Here is a 19229-nt window from a genome sequence, read left to right as displayed (position 1 = left end):
AGCGCGGCACGGACGAACAAGAATTATCCAGGGAGGAACGGGTGGCAAAAGCATCAAAGACGACGGCGTCGGTGAAAGCCAAGACGGCTGCCAAGGCAGCCGCCGGCGCAGTCAAGCCGAAAGCGCCCGTTGCCAAAGCCGCCGCGGCAAAGCCGAAGGCGGCCCCCGTGCCGGTGAAGGCAAGTGCAAAACCGACGGCCAAGGCCAAGCCTGCCGTCGGAAAGCCGGCGTTCGCGGCTAAGCCCGCCTCCGCCAAGCCCGCGACGGCCAAGCCGGCCGCGGCCTCGCGATTGCCGGAGGCACTGACGGCGCTGACTGCCGGGCTGCCGGAAAAGCCATGGCTCAAAAGCTATCCGAAAAGCGTACCAGCTGAAATCGGCGCCTTGCCCTACAGCTCGATCGGCGATTTCCTGGTCGCCGCCTGCAAGCAATTTTCCGCCCAGCCCGCCTTTACCTGCATGGACAAGTCCATCAGCTATGCCGATGTCGAACGGCTGTCGGCGGCCTTCGGCGCATACCTGCAATCGAAGGGACTGCAAAAGGGCGCACGCGTCGCCCTGATGATGCCCAACGTGCTGCAATATCCGGTGGCGATGATGGCCGTCTTGCGCGCCGGCTATGTCGTGGTGAACATCAATCCGCTCTACACGCCGCGCGAACTGGAGCACCAGCTCAAGGATTCCGGTGCACAAGCCATCGTCATCCTGGAGAACTTCGCCAGCACCTTGCAGGCGGTCATCTCCAGAACGGCGGTCAAGCATGTCGTGGTCGCCGCGATGGGAGACATGCTCGGCGGACTGAAGGGCACGATCGTCAATTTCGTCGTGCGCCGGGTGAAGAAGATGGTGCCGGCATGGTCGCTGCCCGGCCATGTCAAGTTCAACGCGGCCGTCAAGGCCGGTGGCGGCGTGGCCTTCAAGCCAGCCAAGGTGGCGGCCGACGATGTCGCCTTCCTGCAATATACGGGCGGCACCACGGGCGTCTCGAAGGGCGCAACGCTGCTCCACAGCAACGTGCTGGCCAATGTCGTGCAGAACGCGCAGTGGATGGAAGACGCCTATACGATCAAGCCGAAACCGGCGCATCCGAACTTTATCTGCGCCCTGCCGCTCTATCATATCTTCGCGCTGACGGTGAATGCGCTGATGGGCATGCAGCAAGGTGCGCGCAATGTGCTCATTCCCAACCCGCGCGACATTCCCGGCTTCGTCAAGGAACTGCAGAAATATCCGATCCACATCTTTCCGGGCTTGAACACGCTGTTCAACGCCCTGCTCAACAATGAGGACTTCCGCAAGCTCGACTTCAAGCCGCTGGTGCTGACGCTGGGCGGCGGCATGGCGGTGCAGAAGGGCGTCGCCGAACGCTGGAAGGCCCTGACCGGCTGTCCGGTGACCGAAGGCTACGGGCTGTCGGAAACCTCGCCGGTGGCCACCGCCAACAAGTTCAGCGCCAGCGACTTCACCGGCACCATCGGCCTGCCGCTGCCGTCGACGGAGATCGCCATCCGCGACGACGACGGCAACAATCTGCCACTCGGCGAGGTCGGCGAAATCTGCATCCGGGGGCCGCAAGTGATGGCGGGCTACTGGAACCGGCCGGATGAGACCGCCAAGGTGATGACCAAGGACGGCTATTTCAAATCCGGCGACATGGGCTTCATGGACGAGCGTGGCTACACCAAGATCGTCGACCGCAAGAAGGACATGATCCTGGTCTCGGGCTTCAACGTCTATCCCAACGAGCTCGAGGAAGTCGTGGCGATGCATCCGGGCGTGCTCGAAGTGGCGGCGATCGGCGTGCCGGACGAGCATTCGGGCGAAGTGCCGAAGCTGTTCGTGGTCAGGAAGGACCCGGCGCTGACCGCAGAGACGCTCACCGCCTATTGCCGCGAGAACCTGACCGGCTACAAGCGGCCAAAATACATCGAATTCAGGACCGAGCTGCCGAAGACGCCCGTCGGCAAGATCCTGCGGCGGGCGCTGCGCGAATGACGGCAGCCGACGGCCTGGGCGCCGTGGATGCACCTTGCCGTCCTGACCCGACCGAGTTCATCAGGGCGAACATGCGCATCGCCCCGGTGCCGTCGCTTCCCGAGATCCGAATTTATACCGCGCATCCGGGGAGTGGCCTGAGGCGGCTTATCGATCCGCGGCAAAGCTTCGACGATGATGACGACACGGCCGAGGCGGATGAGGATGGACCCGATCCGCAGCCGCCCTACTGGGCCTATGCCTGGGCCGGCGGCGCCGTGCTTGCACGCTATATACTCGACCATCCACAAACCGTGGCCGGTCGCCGCGTGCTCGACCTCGGCGCCGGTTCGGGCCTTGTCGGCATTGCCGCGGCCAAGGCCGGGGCGAGCGCGGTGATCGCCGCGGAGATCGATCGTAATGGCGTTGCCGCTCTCGCGCTCAACGCGGCGGCGAACGGCGTTGCGATGACGGTCATGGCGCAGGATATTACCGGCGGATCGCCGCCCACGGTCGATGTCGTGACCGCCGGTGACGTCTTTTATGGCCAGGACGTCGCCGACCGCGTCATGCCTTTCCTCGACCGCTGCCTTGATGCCGGTATCGAGGTTCTGGTCGGCGATCCGGGCCGCGCCTACCTGCCGCGATCGCGGCTGCACCTGCTTGCCGAATACCAGGTGCCGGACTTCGGCCAGACGAAAGACAGCGCGCCGAAGAGCAGTGTCTTCCGTTTGGAGGGTATATCCGGCCGCTAGATCGTTTCCTTGACCCGCGCCGACAGAAAGTCCGGTAGGTCGGCAACCGAATCCAGCACCATATCGGCGATCGACGACAGCGATTCACGCGTGCCGGTGCCGGAGAGCACGCCGATCGCCAACCCGCAGCCGCCGGCTCGCGCCATCTCCAGGTCGTGGCGATTGTCGCCAACCATGGCGATTTGCGCCGGCTTCAGCCCGGTCAGGTCGCAGAAGGCGAAGATCGTGTCCGGCGCCGGTTTCGGATTGGCCACCGCGTCATAGCCATAGGCAGCGTCGAAGAGCTGGGCGACGCCAAGCGTGACCATCGTCTTCTCCGCGCCGCCGGTTGAATCGTTGGTCGCGACGCCGAGCCGGTAGGATCGCTTGTGCAGCACTGTCAGCGTTTCGACGATGCCGGGCAGCGCCACCGCCATCGACGAGCCTTGCACGGACGTGATCTCGTTGAAGCGGGCGACGGCCAGCATCTGGTCCTCGTCGGACAGGCGCGGGAACCACAGTTCGACGACATCCATGTTGGTGCCCGAGGCAAAGATCGAATCGGGCCTGAACCGCTTGTTGACGAAATCGAAACCCGCCGCCGAAAGCAGCCTGTCGGCCTTCCAGCGATCGCCCTCGGCGGCATCCATGGCCATGAAGTCGGCAATGCCGAGCCAGGTCGCGTTGAAGTCGACAAGCGTCCCGTCCTTGTCGAACAATATGCCCTTGATGTCTGCCAAACTGCTCACTCCGAACCACGCAAATGCTGGATGTATCCCACCAGGCCAGCGGTCGATGCATCCCGCTTCGCGGCACTTTCCTTGCCCTCCACGACAGGCAAGAGGCCGGTGGCCAGTTCCTTGCCGAGCTCGACGCCCCACTGGTCGAAGGAATTGATGTTGAACAAAGTGCCTTCGACGAAGACGCGATGCTCGTAGAGCGCGATCAGCCGGCCGAAGGTGCGCGGGTCGAGCTTGCGGTAGAGGATGGTCATCGAGGGCCGGTTGCCGGAGAAGACGCGGTGCGGCGCGATTTTGTCGACCTCGGCCGGCTTCATGCCCTTGGCCAGCATCTGGGCGCGCGCCTCCTCCAGCGTGCGGCCCTTCATCAACGCTTCCGACTGCGCCAGGCAGTTGGCGAGCAGCAGATCATGTTGATGCTTGAGGTCCGGCTCGTGGCCGACGGCCGCAGCGAGGAATTCGACCGGGATGAAATCGGTGCCCTGGTGCAGCAGCTGGAAGAAGGCATGCTGGCCGTTGGTGCCAGGCTCGCCCCAGACCAGCGGTCCGGTCGGCGTCGTCACGGCAGCGCCTTCCAGGGTGACGCTCTTGCCGTTTGATTCCATGTCGAGCTGCTGCAGATAGGCCGGCAGCCTGGACAGGCGCTGGTCATAGGGAATGACGGCGCGTGCGGGATATCCGCAGATCACGCGATGCCACCAGCCGACCAGCCCCAAAAGGGCCGGCAGGTTCTGCTGCACCGGCGCGGTGCGAAAATGCTCGTCCATCTCGTGCGCGCCATCGAGGAAGGCGCGAAAATTCCGCGGCCCGACCGCTATCATCACCGGCAGGCCGATCGCCCCCCAGACCGAATAGCGGCCGCCGACCCAGTCCCAGAAGCCGAAGACGCGATCCGATTCGATGCCGAACCTGGCCACCAGCTCGAGCGCGGTCGAGACGGCGGCGAAATGCTTGCCGACGGCTTCCTTGCCGAGCGCCTTCTGCACCCATTTGCGCGCCGTCTCGGCGTTGGTCATCGTCTCGACGGTGGTGAAGGTCTTGGAGGCGATGATGAAAAGCGTGGTTTCGGCCGACAGGCCCTTCAGCGTGTCGTGGATATGGGCGCCGTCGATGTTGGAAACATAGTGCGCGCGCGGCCCGTCATGATAGGGGGCCAGCGCCAGCGTCGCCATGGCCGGGCCGAGATCGGAACCGCCGATGCCGATGTTGACGATGTCGGTGATTTTCTTGCCGGTGGCGCCGGCTGCCTTGCCGGAGCGCACGGCATCGGCAAAGGCGCCCATCGCGTCGAGCACGGCAGTGACGTCCGCCTTGACGTCCTGGCCATCGACAGTGACGCCCTTGCCGGTCAGGTTGCGCAGCGCAGTGTGCAGCACGGCACGGTTTTCGGTGACGTTGATCTTCTTGCCGGCGAACATCGCCGCCCGGCGGCCTTCGAGATCGGCTGCCCTGGCAAGTTTCTCCAGCAGGTCCATGGTGAGCGCGTCGACCGCGCATTTCGACCAGTCGAGCAACAGGTCGCCGTCGGTGGCGGAGAATGTCTTGAACCGCTGCGGATCGGCGGCGAAGGCCTGGCGCATGCTGGCTGGCGCCGCGGCGCGATGATCGCGCAAGGCTGCGAGCTGTTTCTGGAAGGCTGACTGATCCACTGGCGGGACTCCTGGCGTTTTCGACGCACCATATCAGACCGGATGTTTCCGGCGCGTGTCGTCGCGCCAAAACTAGTGAGCCGAATTCTGTACGGTCAATACGCGGCGATGACGCGAATCGTCACGCGGCGACGATGCAGGCGCGTCCCGAGGGTGGGCGGAGTGCCGGATTTTCCGCCGAAGGATCACTGGCATAAATCCCAACGATCAGAAAAATTGATTGGCGCAACCCCTTGTGCCACCGTTACATTCGACTGGTCCAGCCAAGCGAAAAAAGCTGGCCATCGAGGAACATCTTCCATGCCACAGCGAAACGACACGGCGATATGGTCCGGCCTGTTCCGGATTTCGGCCGAATCCGGCCAGACCCTGCAGGCACAGATCCGCCAAGCCATCGTGGCCGCCATTCTCGACCGCCAGATCGCCGCTTCGATGCCGCTCCCCTCTTGCCGGATCCTGGCCGAAAAGCTCGGCGTGGCGCGCGGAACCGTGGTGCTGGCCTTCCAGCAGCTCGTCGACCAAGGCTTCCTGGTGGCACGCGAACGGCGCGGCCATTTCGTCAATCCCGATGTGTTGGCGACACCAGCCAAGCCGCATCAGAAGGCGCCCGACCAGGCCAACGAGATCGACTGGAAGGCACGCCGCAAGATCGCCGCAAGCGACATGCCGCCGCCGGCCAAGCACGAGAACTGGATCAAGTCGTCCTACCCCTTCGTCTACGGCCAGTTCGACCCGGCGCTGTTCCCGACCGCCGAGTGGCGCGAGTGCAACCGCATGGCGCTTGCCGTGCTCGAAATCCGCAACTGGGCGTCCGACATGGTCGATCGCGACGATCCGTTGCTGATCGAACAGATCCAGGCGCGGCTGTTGCCGCGGCGCGGCATCTTCGCCAATCCCGACGAAATCATCGTCACGCTGGGCGCCCAGAACGCGCTCTACATGCTGGCGACGCTGTTGATGGGCAAGGGCTCCAAGGTGGCGATGGAGGACCCCGGCTATCCCGACGCACGCTCGATCTTCCGCCTTGCGGGCGCCGACATCCAGCCGGTGCCGGTCGACCAGTCCGGCATTGTAACCGCTTCTATTCCCAATGATTCCGGGTTCGTGTTCGTCACACCCAGCCATCATTGCCCGACCATGGTGCCGCTGTCGGCGGAACGGCGGCAGGATCTCCTGGCGCGGGCCAACCGCTACAACCAGATCATCATCGAGGATGGCTACGACAGCCAGCTTCTCGACGAGGCGCCGCAGCAGGCATTGAAGAGCCTCGACCGCTCCGGCCGCGTCGTCTATGTCGGCTCGATGTCGAAGACGCTGGCTCCAGGCCTGCGGCTCGGCTACATCGTCGCCTCGGCCGGACTGATCTCGGAACTCCGGGCGCTGCGCCGCTTCATGCTGCGCCATCCGCCTGCCAACAACCAGCGCGCCGTCGCGCTGTTCCTGTCGCTCGGCCATCACGAGGCACTTGTGCGGCGGCTGTCGAGCGCCTTCGACGAGCGGCGCAAGCGCCTGGTCCATGCGATTTCCGCTTTCCTGCCGGAATGGCGTTCGACCGATTCGGCGGGCGGCACATCGCTGTGGCTTGAAGGGCCGCGCGGCACCGATTCGCGCGGACTGGCCGAGGCGGCCGCCTCGCGCAGCGTCATCATCGAGCCGGGCGATCGTTTCTTCGATCGCACTGAAAAGCCTTCGCGTTTCATGCGGCTGGGCATTTCCTCGATCGCGCTCCAGCACATCGAGCCAGGCATCCGCGAACTGGCCACCGCCGCCGGACGCAGGCCGGCCGCCGCCTGATCCACCGCCCGACCCCCTTGCCTGAGCCGCACAACGTGGCTCCGGCTCCATTAGCCCTGGCATATGCAGCCGGACCGTCTGGCTCATAGGCTGGGCCAATGCCGGCGGCATAGTCGGAGCACAAAGGGGAAAGAAGCAGCCGATGGTGGACCAACCGCCGCGCCCTGCTTCTCGGAAAGGTGGAGTGTCTCCATGTCAGTTCTTGAAAAGCAGGAAGCGGCGGCGGATCAACGTTCGCGCCGCTCCGGCGGGCGCGAAGCGCGCCGCGCCATGCGGGCAGCACCGTTGGCCGACGACATCAAGCCGGTGCGCGCCGGCCTCGAAGGCGGCAGCTACGGGCCGCTGACGGAGAACGACCAGGAACGCATCCACGAGGCGGTGCTGACACTCCTGGAAACGGTTGGCTTCGCCAATGCCATTCCCTCCTGCATCGAGGCGCTGACTAAGGCCGGCGCCAACTATGGCGACGATGGCCGCATCCGCTTCCCCCGCGCGCTCGTGCTCGACACGATCAAGAAAGCGGCCCGGCATTTCACGCTGCACGGCCAGGACCCGAAGCACGACATGCTAATCAAGGGCAAGCGCGTGCATTACGGCACGGCGGGCGCTGCCGTGCATCTGGTCGATGTCGAAAAGCGCGAATACCGCGAGTCGCTGCTCCAGGACATCTATGACGCCGCCCGCCTCGTCGAGGGGCTCGACAACATCCATTTCTTCCAGCGGCCCATGGTGCCGCGCGACATTCCCGACCCGCTCGATATGGATTTCAACACGCTCTATGCCTGCGTGATGGGCACGTCGAAGCATGTCGGCACCTCGTTCACGGTGCGCGAGAACGTGCAGCCGGCGCTCGAAATGCTCTATGCCATTGCCGGCGGCGAGGAGAACTTCCGCGCCCGGCCGTTCGTCTCGAACTCCAACTGCTTCGTCGTGCCGCCGATGAAGTTCGCCGAGGACGCCTGCGGCGTGCTCGAGGCCTGCGTCGAAGGTGGCATTCCGATCCTCTTGCTGTCGGCCGGACAGGCCGGAGCTACGGCCCCGGCGGCGATTGCCGGTGCAGTGGTGCAGGCGGTGGCCGAAGTGCTGGTCGGCCTTATGTATGTCAACGCCATCAAGCCGGGGCATCCGGCGATCTTCGGCACCTGGCCATTCGTGTCGGATCTCAGGACCGGCGCCATGTCTGGCGGTTCGGCCGAACAGGCGGTGCTGACCGCGGCCTGCGCGCAGATGGCGCAATATTACGACCTGCCGGGCGGCTCGGCCGCGGGCATGACGGATTCGAAACTCCCTGACATCCAGTCCGGCTATGAAAAAGGCATCACCGATGTGATGGCCGGCCTTGCCGGGCTCAACCTGGTCTACGAATCGGCCGGCATGCACGCCTCGCTGCTCGGCTTCTGCCTGGAAAGCCTGATCATCGACAACGACATGCTCGGCCACTGCCTGCGCTGCGTGCGCGGCATCGAGGTGACCGACGAGGCGCTGTCGATCGACACCATCGCCGATGTCTGCCTGAAGGGACCAGGCCACTATCTCGGCAATGAGCAGACGCTGCGGCTGATGCAGACCGAGTATTTCTATCCGGCCGTGGGCGACCGATTTTCGCCCAAGGAATGGAACGAGAAGGGCCGGCCCGACATCCTGCAACGGGCGATCATCGAGAAGAAACGCGTGCTTGCCGAGCGCTTTCCGCGCCATGTGCCGAAGCTGATCGATGACAGGCTGCGTGCCCGCTTTGGCGAGATGATCAAGCTGCCGCGCGGCAGCATGGGCGGGTAGGCCCTCGCAAAACAATCAGTCCGCGTTGAGACCGTAGCGCTCGACGACTTCGGCATTGATCAGCTTGGCGTGCAGCGTCATCAGCACGATTTGCGCATCCAAGCCGTCGCCAGTTTCAAGGGCGGCCTCGATCCGGCGTTCTGCATCCAGCCTGTTCTGAAGACCGTTGGATCGTTCGAAGGCTTCCGGTCCGGCGATGCAGTAGCTGAACAATCGCGCCACGTCTGCATAGGCTTGGCCGGGCGGCTCGTCAGGCCAATGATCCTTCATCAGATTGACGATTGTCAGTTTTACGCCCTCCGGCACGAGGGCGGGATGAAGGTCGGCGCCACGCAATGCCGCATCGAGCTGCCTCAAGTCGCCCGAGCGGCCGAACATTCCGAGGAAGCCAAGGGAAGAGCGTCGTGTCGCCATCATGTTCCAATCCGTTTCAAACCACTTAAGTGGTTCGCAAGCGGAATACAAAGGCAGCGACCTCTAAAGCGCGTCACATTGAAACGGGTTCACGCGACGCGCTTTATGCCTTTGCCGTTGTGCATGTCAGCCACTTGCCGCCAGCAGCAAGACACCGGCCAGGGCTGATCCGGCAAGCGTCGGCAGCATGCCGATTCTAAACTTCAGGATAGCGATCATGGCGGCAAAGGAAAGCAGCGCCGCGCGCCAGTCGATCGACGAAAATACCGGCACATTCATGCCGAGGCCCAGCGCGTGTACCTCATGGAAAATGACGTGCAGGGCGAACCACAGAGCCAGATTCATGATCACCCCGACAACAGCGGCGGTGATCGCGCCAAGTGCCGCCGATAAGGCCTTGTTGCCGCGCAGGGCCTCGATATAGGGCGCACCGAGGAATATCCAGAAGAAGCAGGGCGTGAACGTAACCCACAGGGTCAGCAACGCCCCCAGCGATCCGGCAAGCAACGGGTCCAGCGAGCCGGGATGGCGGAACGCGGCGATGAAGCCAACGAACTGCAACACCAGGATGAGCGGACCCGGCGTCGTTTCGGCAAGGCCCAAACCGTCGACCATTTCACCGGGAGCGAGCCAGCCGAAGGACTGGACGGCTGCCTGGGCGACATAAGCGAGCACCGCGTAGGCACCGCCGAAGGTGACGACAGCCATGAGACTGAAGAACCGGCCGATCTCGGTCCAGACGCTTGCAGAGCCGGTAACCCACCAGATCAGCAGAACAGGCCCGAACCAGATCGGCAGCCAGATCGCAATCGTGCGCGGCGCATGCCATTTCGTCGGCCTGATGTGGGCCAGTTCGCCGCGCTCGAACATCAGGTCGACCGCTCCCTTGCTATCGGCAATACCGTCCTTGCCATGTGCCGAGCCGGAAAACAGCGCCGGAGCAATGCGGTTTCCCAGCCATCCCGTTAGGCCCGCGAGCAGGACGATGAGCGGGAACGGTACATTCAACGCATAGATGGCGATGAAAGCCGAGACGGCGATCGACACCATGACCCTGTTCTTCAGGGCACGCCGTCCGATCCGGATCACCGCCTCGATGACAATGGCAAGCACCGCCGCCTTCACCCCGAAAAACAGCGCCTCGACGAGCGGCACGTCGCCATAGAGCACGTAGAGGCTGCTCAGGACGAGCATTACGAGCGCGCCCGGCACCACGAACAGGATGCCGGCGACAAGGCCGCCGATCGTCCTGTGCAGCAGCCAACCGACATAGATGGCGAGTTGCTGGGCTTCGGGGCCAGGCAGCAGCATGCAATAGTTCAGCGCATGCAGGAAACGCTGCTCGCCGATCCAGCGCCGCTCCTCGACCAGTTCCTTATGCATCAATGCGATCTGCCCGGCCGGCCCACCGAAGCTGAGCAGTCCGATTTTTGCCCAGAGTTTTATGGCTTCGGCGAACGTCGGCGCAGCTGGGCCCTGGACCATCGTGTCATGCGACTCAAGCGCGCTCATGACGGTTTGCCCGCGCCTGTACTGGGCCAGTTGTGCGTTTCTTCAGTGGCGTCACGACACCAACGAAAGAACGCATCGTAGAGCAGCATGCCCGCTTCCAGTTGTTCCAGGTCGTCGCGAAACATACGTGATAGGCCAAGCGAAGCCGCCAGGAAGCCGGCAGCCTGAGGAACAAGATCGAGGCTTGCGGTGTCGGCCGCGCGCACGATCAGGGCAAGGCGATCGAGCGCCTCGGATTCCAGCCCGAACTCCTCAATCATCGTGTCGAAGGTGCAGCGTTCGCCGCGATGGCTCCAGAACACATTGTCGATGTCGAAAGGCACTGCCTGGAAGCGATCGGCCACGGCAAGAACTTCGGCCGGCTCGACAAACAGAAAGATCGCATGGGGATCGACGAAACGCCGGATCAGCCAGGGGCAAGCGATGCGATCCACCTTCGGGCGGGCTCGTGTCACCCACACGGTGCGGCCCTTTTCGTCGCGCGAAGGCAAGGTGTCAGTGCGAACCAGAAGTCCCCTTGCATCGCGCCAGGCTTCGAACCCACCGTCGAGGCTTTCGGCGGAAATGCCCTCATGGCGCAGCCATGCGGCGACACCTTGCGAGAGTTTCAACCCTTTCTGACAAACGACCGCCACTGGCTTGCCGGCGAATTCGGCGGCCCAGGTCGAAACAGTCTTGAAATCGCGCCGGCTTGAGGCCGGCAGAAGGCGTGGATCGGCGTCGAAGTCTTCATCGATACGGACATCGATGATGACAGGCGCCCCTGGCAGACCGATCAGACGGGATAACTGCGATACGGTGATAGCGGTTGTTGACGGCATGGCGTCCACCTCCTGGAAAAAGAAGCTTGGACGCGAACGTTGGGCTGACGCCTCACGGGGTCGTCGCGATACACCCCTTGCCATGATGGTGGATGCATCGCGCGGGCTTGTCAAGGATGGCGGCGGCCTGATCCGGATCAAGCCGCCGTTTGTCGTTTATGTAAGCATCTACGAACAGATGCTCGCTCAGTGATTATCCCTGGGGACGCCCCTGGTGTGCGCGACATCCTGGTATTTCACCGCCGGCTCCAGCACCATTCCCTCTGAAAACTGCGCGACCATGCCGCGCTGGATCTCCTGCCAAGGTGTCTGGTGCTTGGGATAGTCATAGCCGCCATTGTTCTGAAGTTCGGCGCGCCGCCGGGTGATCTCGGCGTCGGTGACGAGGATGTCGGCCGTGCCCTTGCGCAGGTCGATGCGGACACGGTCGCCCGTCTTGAGCAGCGCCAGCCCACCGCCGATGGCGGCTTCCGGCGAGGCGTTGAGGATCGACGGCGAACCCGACGTGCCGGACTGGCGGCCGTCGCCGATGCAGGCGAGCGCATGGATGCCCTTCTTGATCAGATAGGCCGGCGGCTGCATGTTGACGACCTCGGCGCCGCCGGGATAGCCGATCGGGCCGGCGCCACGCATGAACAGGATCGTGTGTTCATCGATGCCTTGCGCCGGATCGTCGATTCGGGCGTGGTAGTCCTCGGGCCCGTCGAAGACCATGGCGTTGCCTTCGAAAGCCTCGGGATCCTTCGGATTGGAGAGATAGCGCTCGCGGAATTCGGGCGAGATGCCGCTGGTCTTCATGATCGCGGAATCGAACAGATTGCCCTTGAGGTTGATGAAACCGGCATTGGCCTTCAGCGGCGCGGCAACGGAGCGGATGACGTCAGTGTTCTCGTTGGCGACACCCTCGCTATTCTCACCGATCGACTTGCCGTTGACCGTGCGAGCACCCGGATGCGGCAACAGCCCGCCCTTCATCAGTTCGGCGATGACCGCCGGCACGCCGCCGGCATGATGGTAGTCCTCGCCCAGATATTCGCCCGTCGGCTGCAAATTGACCAGCAGCGGCACATTGAGGCCGACCGTCTGCCAGTCGTCATTGTCGAGCTTGACGCCGAGATGGCGGGCGATGGCGTTGAGATGGATAGGAGCGTTGGTCGAGCCGCCAATTGCCGAATTGACGACAATGGCGTTCTCGAAAGCCTCTCTCGTCATGATGTCGGACGGCTTGAGGTCTTCATGCACCATGTCGACGATACGTTTGCCGGTCTCGTAGGCGATCTGGCCGCGCTCGCGGTAAGGTGCGGGGATGGCGGCCGAGCCCGGCAATTGCATGCCAAGCGCCTCCGCCAGCGAGTTCATCGTCGTGGCGGTGCCCATGGTGTTGCAGTAGCCGGTGGACGGCGCCGAAGAGGCGACGATGTCCATGAACTCGTCATAGTCGATCTCGCCGGCCGACAGGCGCTGGCGCGATTCCCAGACGATGGTGCCGGAGCCGGTGCGCTTGCCCTTGTGCCAGCCATTGAGCATCGGGCCGACCGACAGCGCGATCGCCGGGATGTTGACGGTGGCCGCCGCCATCAGCAGGGCCGGCGTTGTCTTGTCGCAGCCGATGGTGAGCACGACGCCATCGAGCGGATAGCCGTATAGCACTTCGACCAGGCCGAGATAGGCAAGGTTGCGGTCAAGAGCGGCGGTCGGGCGCTTGCCGGTCTCCTGGATCGGATGGCACGGGAATTCGAACGGAATGCCGCCCATCGAGACGATGCCTTCGCGCACGCGCTTGGCCAGCTCGATGTGATGCCGGTTGCAGGGCGAGAGATCCGAACCGGTCTGGGCGATGCCGATCAGCGGTTTGCCGGACATCAGTTCGGCCCGCGTCAGGCCGTAGTTGAGGTAGCGCTCCAGGTAGAGCGCCGTCATGCCCGGATTATCGGGATTGTCGAACCACTCCTGCGAGCGAAATTTTTTCTTCCTGGTGGGGGCGCCTGCCATCGTGGTCTCCGTATTTGTAAGACAAATCGATATGGCAACGCGCGGGAGCAGGCAAGAGGGCGCAGGGTCGCATCCGGACTTTGGTGCGATAGACATGCATGCAGCCGTGCGTTACGGCTTCGATCAATCGTGTCAGGGAGGTTTTCATGGCTTTGGTGATCGAAGGCGAGGAGCGCATTGCCGCGCCCTTGCAAAAAGTGTGGGAAGCGCTGAACGATCCCGAGGTCTTGAAGGCTACGATTCCTGGCTGCCAGAGCCTGGAGATGAAGTCGCCGACCGAGATGGCGGCGACCGTGGTGGTGAAGATCGGGCCGATCAAGGCGACGTTCAACGGCGAGGTGACGCTCAAGAATCTCAAGCCGCCGCATTCCTACACCATCCAGGGCGAAGGCAAGGGCGGCATCGCCGGCTTCGCCAAGGGCGGCGCCGACGTGACGCTGACCGAAGATGGACCGGATACCACGGTCTTGAAATACGCGGCCAAGGCCGATGTCGGCGGCAAGATCGCGCAGCTCGGCAGCCGGCTGATCGAATCGACCTCGAAGAAACTGGCCGGACAGTTTTTTTCCAGCTTCGGCGAGAAGGTTGGCGCGGCTTAGGTTACGTCCTCGCTCGAACGACGCCTAGCTTCTCTGAGGCCAGCGCTACCCCTCCTCCGCCTGCCGGCACCTTCTCCCCGTATAGTGACGGGGAGAAGGGAACTGGCCGCAACGTCGGCACCCTTCCTCCCACGCTGGTGATTGGAGAAATCATCAAGGACGGTGTCTTTCTCCCCGTCACGATACGGGGAGAAATGTCCGGCAGGACAATGAGGGGCGGCGCCTACCGAACGAAAAACTACTCGAACACGATGTTCGGCACCGCATCCGCGGCCGCACCACGCTCTTCATTGATCCGGTCCCAAACCTTCGAAGCGATATCCCGGTAGATCTTTGCTTCGGCGCCGTCGGGCTTCGAGACAACCACCGGCGTGCCAGCATCCGAGCTTTCGCGAATGCCCATCTCGAGCGGCACCTCGCCAAGGAAGGTGACGCCCAGACGCTCGGCTTCGCGGCGCGCGCCGCCATGGCCGAAGATGTCGTAGCGTTTGCCGGTATCGGGAGCGATGAAATAGCTCATGTTCTCGACGATGCCGAGCAGCGGCACGTCGACCTTCTTGAACATGTTGAGGCCCTTGCGTGCATCGATCAGCGCCAGATCCTGCGGCGTCGAGACGATGACGGCGCCGGCCAATGGGACTTGCTGGGCCATGGTCAGTTGTGCGTCGCCGGTGCCGGGCGGCATGTCGACGACGAGCACGTCGAGCCGGCCCCATTCGACCTCGCGCAGCATCTGCGTCAGCGCCGACATCACCATTGGACCGCGCCAGATCATCGGTGTCTCCTCATCGACGAGGAAGCCCATCGACATCACTTTAAGCCCATAATTCTCCATCGGTTTCAGGATCTTGCCGTCGACGGTCTGCGGCCGGCCGTGGATGTTGAGCAGTCGCGGCATAGACGGGCCATAGATGTCGGCGTCGAGCACGCCGACGCGCAAACCATTGGCGGCGAGGCCAAGAGCGATGTTGACGGCCGTGGTCGACTTGCCGACACCACCCTTGCCGGAAGCGACGGCGATGATCGCTTCTATGCCTGGCACGCCACGCCTGCCCTGGCTGTGCGAAGCCGGAGCGTGCGAAGCGGCACGCGGCGCGGTGGCAGCCGGCGGCGCTGGCCTGGGTGCGGGGCGCGATGGAACCGGCGCTTCCATGCCGCCGCCTTTCTTTTCCGCCGTCAGTGCAACGACGGCACCGGCAACGCCGGGAATAGCCTTGACGACGCGCTCGGCAGCAGCCCGCAGCGGTTCCATCTCCTGGGCGCGAGCGGCGGGAACGGTGATCGAGAAGAAGACCTTGGAATCGGCGATGAAAATCTCGGAAACCATGCCAAGGTCAACGATGTTGCCGGTGAAATCCGGGCCATTGACCGTCTTCAGGCGCTCGGTGACGATTTCCTTGGTGACGGACATCAGTTCTTCCTTATGCAAGCTTTGGCCTGAGATAGTGCAGTTTCCGGACAGAACCAAGCCGTGGAGCAATAGCTGCCTTGGTGTGCCCGCAAAAACGACGGGCGGTGTCGGAGCAGCCGGCATTTTGCGAACCGGCGATCGCCAAACGGCCCCTCTGATCTATTTCAAGGATCGACATGAGCAATCAATCGAGTTGAGCAATCAGGGAAGGAGACGATCATGCTCGCAAACAGCAACGCAACGGCCAATGTGGCGGTGAAAGACCTGGCCAGGGCAAAGGCCTTTTACGAAGGGACGCTGGGCCTCAAGCAGGTGGATGATATGGGTGGCGAACTGATCGTCTACAAAAGCGGCGACACGCTGATCAATGTCTATCATTCGCAATTCGCAGGTACCAACAAGGCGACGGCGGTGACCTGGACAGTCGGCGACGAGATCGGGACCATCGTCAAGTCGTTGAGGTCGAAGGGTGTCGCATTCGAGCACTATGAGATGCCCGGCCTGACGCTGGAGGGCGACGTGCATGTCGGCTACGGCATGAAGGTGGCATGGTTCAAGGATCCCGACGGCAACATCCTGAACCTTGTCGACAAATAGGCTATTGCGCATTTTCGAAGAGGCGGCGGGCGCATGATCCGGAACAGGCACTCCTGGCCGGTTTTCCTGGAGCCGGCGGTTTGTTCTAAGCTTTTGTTCTGTTGCATTTATGCGGACGCCAAAATGCTCTAGCTTCCGTCCATGATCGACAAGCTGGAATTCTTCATCGCACTGGCCAGGGAAGAGCATTTCGGCCGGGCGGCGGAAGTGTGCGGGGTTACCCAGCCGACGCTGTCGGCCGGCATCAAGCAGCTCGAGGGCCAGCTCGGCGTGATGCTGGTGCTGCGCGGCTCGCGCTTCCAGGGGCTGACGCCCGAAGGCAAGCAAGTATTGGTCTGGGCGCGTCGCATCGTCGGCGACACCCGCACCATGAGAGAAGAGATGCGGGCGGCGCGCCACGGCCTGTCTGGTCGCATCCGCATTGCCGCAATTCCGACCGCCCTGGCCATGGTGGCGCGGCTGACGACCCCCTTTCGGGCAAAACATCCCGGCGTGACCTTTTCGGTGCTGTCGCGGACCTCCATCGAAGTGTTGTCGCTGCTCGGCAATTTCGACATCGATGCCGGCATCACCTATCTCGACAACGAGCCGCTGGGGCGCGTCACCAGCGTGCCGCTCTATGACGAGCGCTATCAACTGATCACCGCGGTGGGGAATCCCTATTCCGACCGCGACAAAGTGACATGGGCAGAGCTTAGCAGCCTGCCGCTCTGCCTGCTGACGCCGGACATGCAGAACCGCCGCATCATCGACCAGCACCTGGCCGAGGCCGGGGTGCAGGTGCGGCCGACACTCGAATCCAATTCGATGATCGTGCTGTTTTCGCATATCCGCACCGGCAAATGGTCATCGATCATGCCGCTCAACCTGGCGGAAACATTCGGCTTTTCCGAACCGATCCGGGCCATTCCGATCGTCGAGCCGGACGCCAGCCACACGGTCGGCCTGGTGGCTGCGCCGCGCGAGCCGCACACGCCACTGGTCTCGGCGCTGCTGGACGAGGCGATGGCGCTGGCGGACGATTTCCACGCCCGCCGCTAGGCTAGATAATAGCGGCTGACCAAGCTCGATAGAAAATTTCTATCGAGCAACGAAACAGCTTTATTGATTCCGAGGGTTTCCTCTGATTTTGTAAAGACTTAGCGATAAAAGCTATCGACCAGGGAGGGCGCTGCATGCCAATGCAGCCTGCAAGTACCGAGATCACATCGCGCACGACCGCGATCATCCAGGAACTGAAAGGCCTCGAAGGCCCGCTGCTGCCGATCCTGCACGGCATCCAGGAAGAGTTCGGCCATGTGCCGCAGGATGCGCTGCCAGTCATCGCCGAGGCGCTGAACATCTCCAGGGCCGAGGTGCACGGCGTTGTCACCTTCTATCACGATTACCGCAGCCATCCGGCCGGCCGGCATGTGCTGAAGGTCTGCCAAGCAGAATCCTGCCAGTCGATGGGTTCCGACGCCATCGCCGCCAAACTGAAGCAGTTGCTGGGCATAGGCTTCCACGAGACGACCCGCGACGGTTCGGTGACGCTGGAGCCGGTCTATTGTCTCGGCCTGTGCGCCTGTTCGCCCGCCGCCATGCTCGATGGCGAAGTGATCGGGCGGCTCGATGACGAAAAGCTCGACGAGATCGTTGCCGAGGTGCGCTCATGATCCCGCGTATCTACATTCCCGCCGATTCCGGTGCACTGGCGCTGGGCGCCGAAAAGGTCGCCAAGGCGATCGCAAGTGAACTGGCGGAGCGCGGCATCGAAGCCAAGATCGTGCGCAACGGCTCGCGCGGCGCTTATTTCCTCGAACCGATGGTCGAAGTTGCGACCGCCAACGGCCGCGTCGCCTATGGCCCGGTCAAGCCATCCGACGTCAAAAGCCTGTTCGACAGCGGCTTCCTCACCGGCGGCCCTCACAAGCGCTGGCTGGGCGCGCCGGACAAAATCCCCTTCCTGGCCAAGCAGACGCGGCTGACCTTCGCGCGTTGCGGCGTCATCGATCCGCTGTCGCTCGAATCCTACAAGAAGCATGGCGGCTTGAATGGGCTGACGAACGCGTTGGCATTGACGCCCGCCGCCATTGTCGCCCAAGTCACCGAATCCGGACTGCGCGGGCGCGGCGGCGCGGGCTTCCCGACCGGCATCAAGTGGAAGACGGTGCTCGATACCGTGGGCGACCGTAAATACATCGTCTGCAACGCCGACGAAGGCGACTCCGGTACCTTCGCGGACCGCATGATCATGGAGGGTGACCCCTTCGTGCTGATCGAAGGCATGACGATCGCCGGAATCGCCACGGGTGCGACCAAAGGCTTTGTCTATGTCCGCTCGGAATATCCGCATGCGGTGGCGATGATGAACAAAGCCGTCGAGGTTGCCCGCAAGGCCGGCGTGCTTGGTGCCAATGTGCTGGGTTCGCCCTATGCGTTCGACATGGAGATCAGGGTCGGCGCAGGCGCCTATGTCTGCGGCGAGGAGACGGCGCTGCTTGACTCACTCGAAGGCAAGCGCGGCATGGTCCGCGCAAAGCCGCCGCTGCCGGCGCATAAGGGGCTGTTCGGCAAGCCGACGGTGATCAACAACGTTATCTCGCTGGCCTCGGTGCCCGTCATCATGGACAAGGGTGCGGCCTTCTACAAGGATTTCGGCATGGGCCGCTCTCGCGGCACGATCCCGATCCAGATCGCCGGCAACATCAGGTATGGCGGCCTGTTCGAAGCGGCCTTCGGCATGACGCTGGGCGAGATCGTCGACGACATCGGCGGCGGCACGACGACGGGACGCCCGGTCAAGGCGGTGCAGGTCGGCGGACCGCTCGGCGCCTATTTCCCGCGCGCGCTGTTCGACACGCCGTTCGATTATGAAGCCTTCGCGGCCAAGGACGGGCTGATCGGCCATGCCGGCATCGTGGTGTTCGACGACACTGCCGACATGCTGAAACAGGCACGCTTCGCCATGGAGTTCTGCGCCATCGAAAGTTGCGGCAAGTGCACTCCCTGCCGCATCGGCTCGACGCGCGGTGTCGAGACCATCGACAAGCTCGCCGCGGGCATCGAGCCGGAGAAGAACCTCGCTCTGGTCACCGACCTCTGCAACACGATGAAGTTCGGCTCGCTCTGTGCGCTGGGCGGCTTCACGCCTTACCCGGTCATGAGCTCGATCACGCATTTCCCCGACGACTTCAAGCCGGCGCCCGTGCGCGTGGCTGCTGAATAGGAGCTG

The 19229-nt window shown here is 63.2% G+C and carries 17 protein-coding genes; 10 read left to right on the top strand and 7 right to left on the bottom strand.

What is annotated here, in order from left to right; genetic code table 11:
• Positions 1-41 precede the first annotated feature (41 nt).
• Entirely contained in the window at positions 42-1994 is a 1953-nt protein-coding gene (locus AC1DYW_RS04810) for a long-chain-fatty-acid--CoA ligase (RefSeq protein WP_477225276.1), read from the top strand.
• The gene (locus tag AC1DYW_RS04805; protein ID WP_477225275.1) at positions 1991-2728 is read left to right on the top strand and encodes a class I SAM-dependent methyltransferase; all 738 of its coding nucleotides are present in this window, start codon (positions 1991-1993) and stop codon (positions 2726-2728) included. Before AC1DYW_RS04810 ends, AC1DYW_RS04805 begins: the two co-directional genes overlap by 4 nt.
• On the opposite strand, the gene AC1DYW_RS04800 is transcribed toward AC1DYW_RS04805, so the two are convergent.
• Together AC1DYW_RS04800 and pgi are read right to left on the bottom strand one after the other, a co-directional pair.
• Positions 2725-3447 carry an HAD family hydrolase gene (locus AC1DYW_RS04800; RefSeq protein ID WP_477225274.1) on the bottom strand — a complete coding sequence of 241 codons (723 nt, stop codon included), beginning with the start codon at positions 3445-3447 and terminating at the stop codon, positions 2725-2727. The genes AC1DYW_RS04805 and AC1DYW_RS04800 overlap by 4 nt on opposite strands.
• 5 nt (positions 3448-3452) lie before the next feature.
• The gene (gene pgi / locus AC1DYW_RS04795) at positions 3453-5096 is read right to left on the bottom strand and encodes a glucose-6-phosphate isomerase (RefSeq protein WP_477225273.1); all 1644 of its coding nucleotides are present in this window, start codon (positions 5094-5096) and stop codon (positions 3453-3455) included.
• A 300-nt stretch (positions 5097-5396) separates the two neighbouring features.
• Here pgi and pdxR point away from each other — a divergent pair, with 300 nt between their 5' ends.
• A complete protein-coding gene (gene pdxR / locus AC1DYW_RS04790) occupies positions 5397-6890 on the top strand; it encodes a MocR-like pyridoxine biosynthesis transcription factor PdxR (RefSeq protein ID WP_457152471.1) in 1494 nt (497 codons plus the stop codon).
• Between the two features lie 192 nt (positions 6891-7082).
• Complete coding sequence (locus AC1DYW_RS04785) at positions 7083-8669, top strand: trimethylamine methyltransferase family protein (RefSeq protein WP_477225272.1); 1587 nt, start codon at positions 7083-7085, stop codon at positions 8667-8669.
• Positions 8670-8684: 15 nt separating this feature from the next.
• Here AC1DYW_RS04785 and AC1DYW_RS04780 read toward each other — a convergent pair whose 3' ends face one another.
• From AC1DYW_RS04780 to AC1DYW_RS04770, 3 genes are all read right to left on the bottom strand, one after another.
• The gene (locus tag AC1DYW_RS04780; protein ID WP_477225578.1) at positions 8685-9083 is read right to left on the bottom strand and encodes a hypothetical protein; all 399 of its coding nucleotides are present in this window, start codon (positions 9081-9083) and stop codon (positions 8685-8687) included.
• 126 nt (positions 9084-9209) lie between these two features.
• Complete coding sequence (gene chrA / locus AC1DYW_RS04775; protein WP_477225271.1) at positions 9210-10595, bottom strand: chromate efflux transporter; 1386 nt, start codon at positions 10593-10595, stop codon at positions 9210-9212.
• Positions 10592-11416, bottom strand: a complete 825-nt coding sequence (locus AC1DYW_RS04770; protein ID WP_457151691.1) for a chromate resistance protein ChrB domain-containing protein — start codon at positions 11414-11416, stop codon at positions 10592-10594. Before AC1DYW_RS04770 ends, chrA begins: the two co-directional genes overlap by 4 nt.
• Here AC1DYW_RS04770 and AC1DYW_RS04765 point away from each other — a divergent pair.
• The gene (locus AC1DYW_RS04765; protein ID WP_457151688.1) at positions 11415-11609 is read left to right on the top strand and encodes a hypothetical protein; all 195 of its coding nucleotides are present in this window, start codon (positions 11415-11417) and stop codon (positions 11607-11609) included. The genes AC1DYW_RS04770 and AC1DYW_RS04765 overlap by 2 nt on opposite strands.
• Here the strand turns inward: AC1DYW_RS04765 and AC1DYW_RS04760 are convergent.
• On the bottom strand, positions 11603-13408 hold the full coding sequence (locus AC1DYW_RS04760; protein ID WP_477225270.1) for an IlvD/Edd family dehydratase: 1806 nt from the start codon (positions 13406-13408) through the stop codon (positions 11603-11605). The two genes, AC1DYW_RS04765 and AC1DYW_RS04760, sit on opposite strands and share 7 nt — an antisense overlap.
• A 146-nt stretch (positions 13409-13554) precedes the next feature.
• Here AC1DYW_RS04760 and AC1DYW_RS04755 point away from each other — a divergent pair, with 146 nt between their 5' ends.
• On the top strand, positions 13555-14007 hold the full coding sequence (locus AC1DYW_RS04755; protein WP_184877311.1) for an SRPBCC family protein: 453 nt from the start codon (positions 13555-13557) through the stop codon (positions 14005-14007).
• A gap of 238 nt (positions 14008-14245) precedes the next feature.
• On the opposite strand, the gene AC1DYW_RS04750 is transcribed toward AC1DYW_RS04755, so the two are convergent.
• Positions 14246-15421: an Mrp/NBP35 family ATP-binding protein gene (locus tag AC1DYW_RS04750; RefSeq protein ID WP_457151690.1), complete on the bottom strand. Its 1176-nt coding sequence runs from the start codon at positions 15419-15421 to the stop codon at positions 14246-14248.
• 216 nt (positions 15422-15637) lie between these two features.
• On the opposite strand from AC1DYW_RS04750, the gene AC1DYW_RS04745 reads away from it, so the two are divergent.
• The 4 genes from AC1DYW_RS04745 (at position 15638) to AC1DYW_RS04730 (ending at position 19223) form a co-directional block, all read left to right on the top strand.
• The gene (locus AC1DYW_RS04745) at positions 15638-16015 is read left to right on the top strand and encodes a VOC family protein (RefSeq protein WP_095084288.1); all 378 of its coding nucleotides are present in this window, start codon (positions 15638-15640) and stop codon (positions 16013-16015) included.
• Between the two features lie 141 nt (positions 16016-16156).
• Entirely contained in the window at positions 16157-17056 is a 900-nt protein-coding gene (locus tag AC1DYW_RS04740; RefSeq protein WP_095082623.1) for a LysR family transcriptional regulator, read from the top strand.
• 134 nt (positions 17057-17190) lie between these two features.
• Positions 17191-17670: a formate dehydrogenase subunit gamma gene (locus tag AC1DYW_RS04735; protein ID WP_095082625.1), complete on the top strand. Its 480-nt coding sequence runs from the start codon at positions 17191-17193 to the stop codon at positions 17668-17670.
• Positions 17667-19223, top strand: a complete 1557-nt coding sequence (locus AC1DYW_RS04730) for a formate dehydrogenase beta subunit (RefSeq protein WP_457151686.1) — start codon at positions 17667-17669, stop codon at positions 19221-19223. The genes AC1DYW_RS04735 and AC1DYW_RS04730 overlap by 4 nt, the downstream gene beginning before the upstream one ends.
• Positions 19224-19229 lie beyond the last annotated feature (6 nt).

This window comes from Mesorhizobium sp. P2_D5 (assembly GCF_056404355.1).
This window is presented reverse-complemented; position numbering and strand designations above follow the sequence as displayed.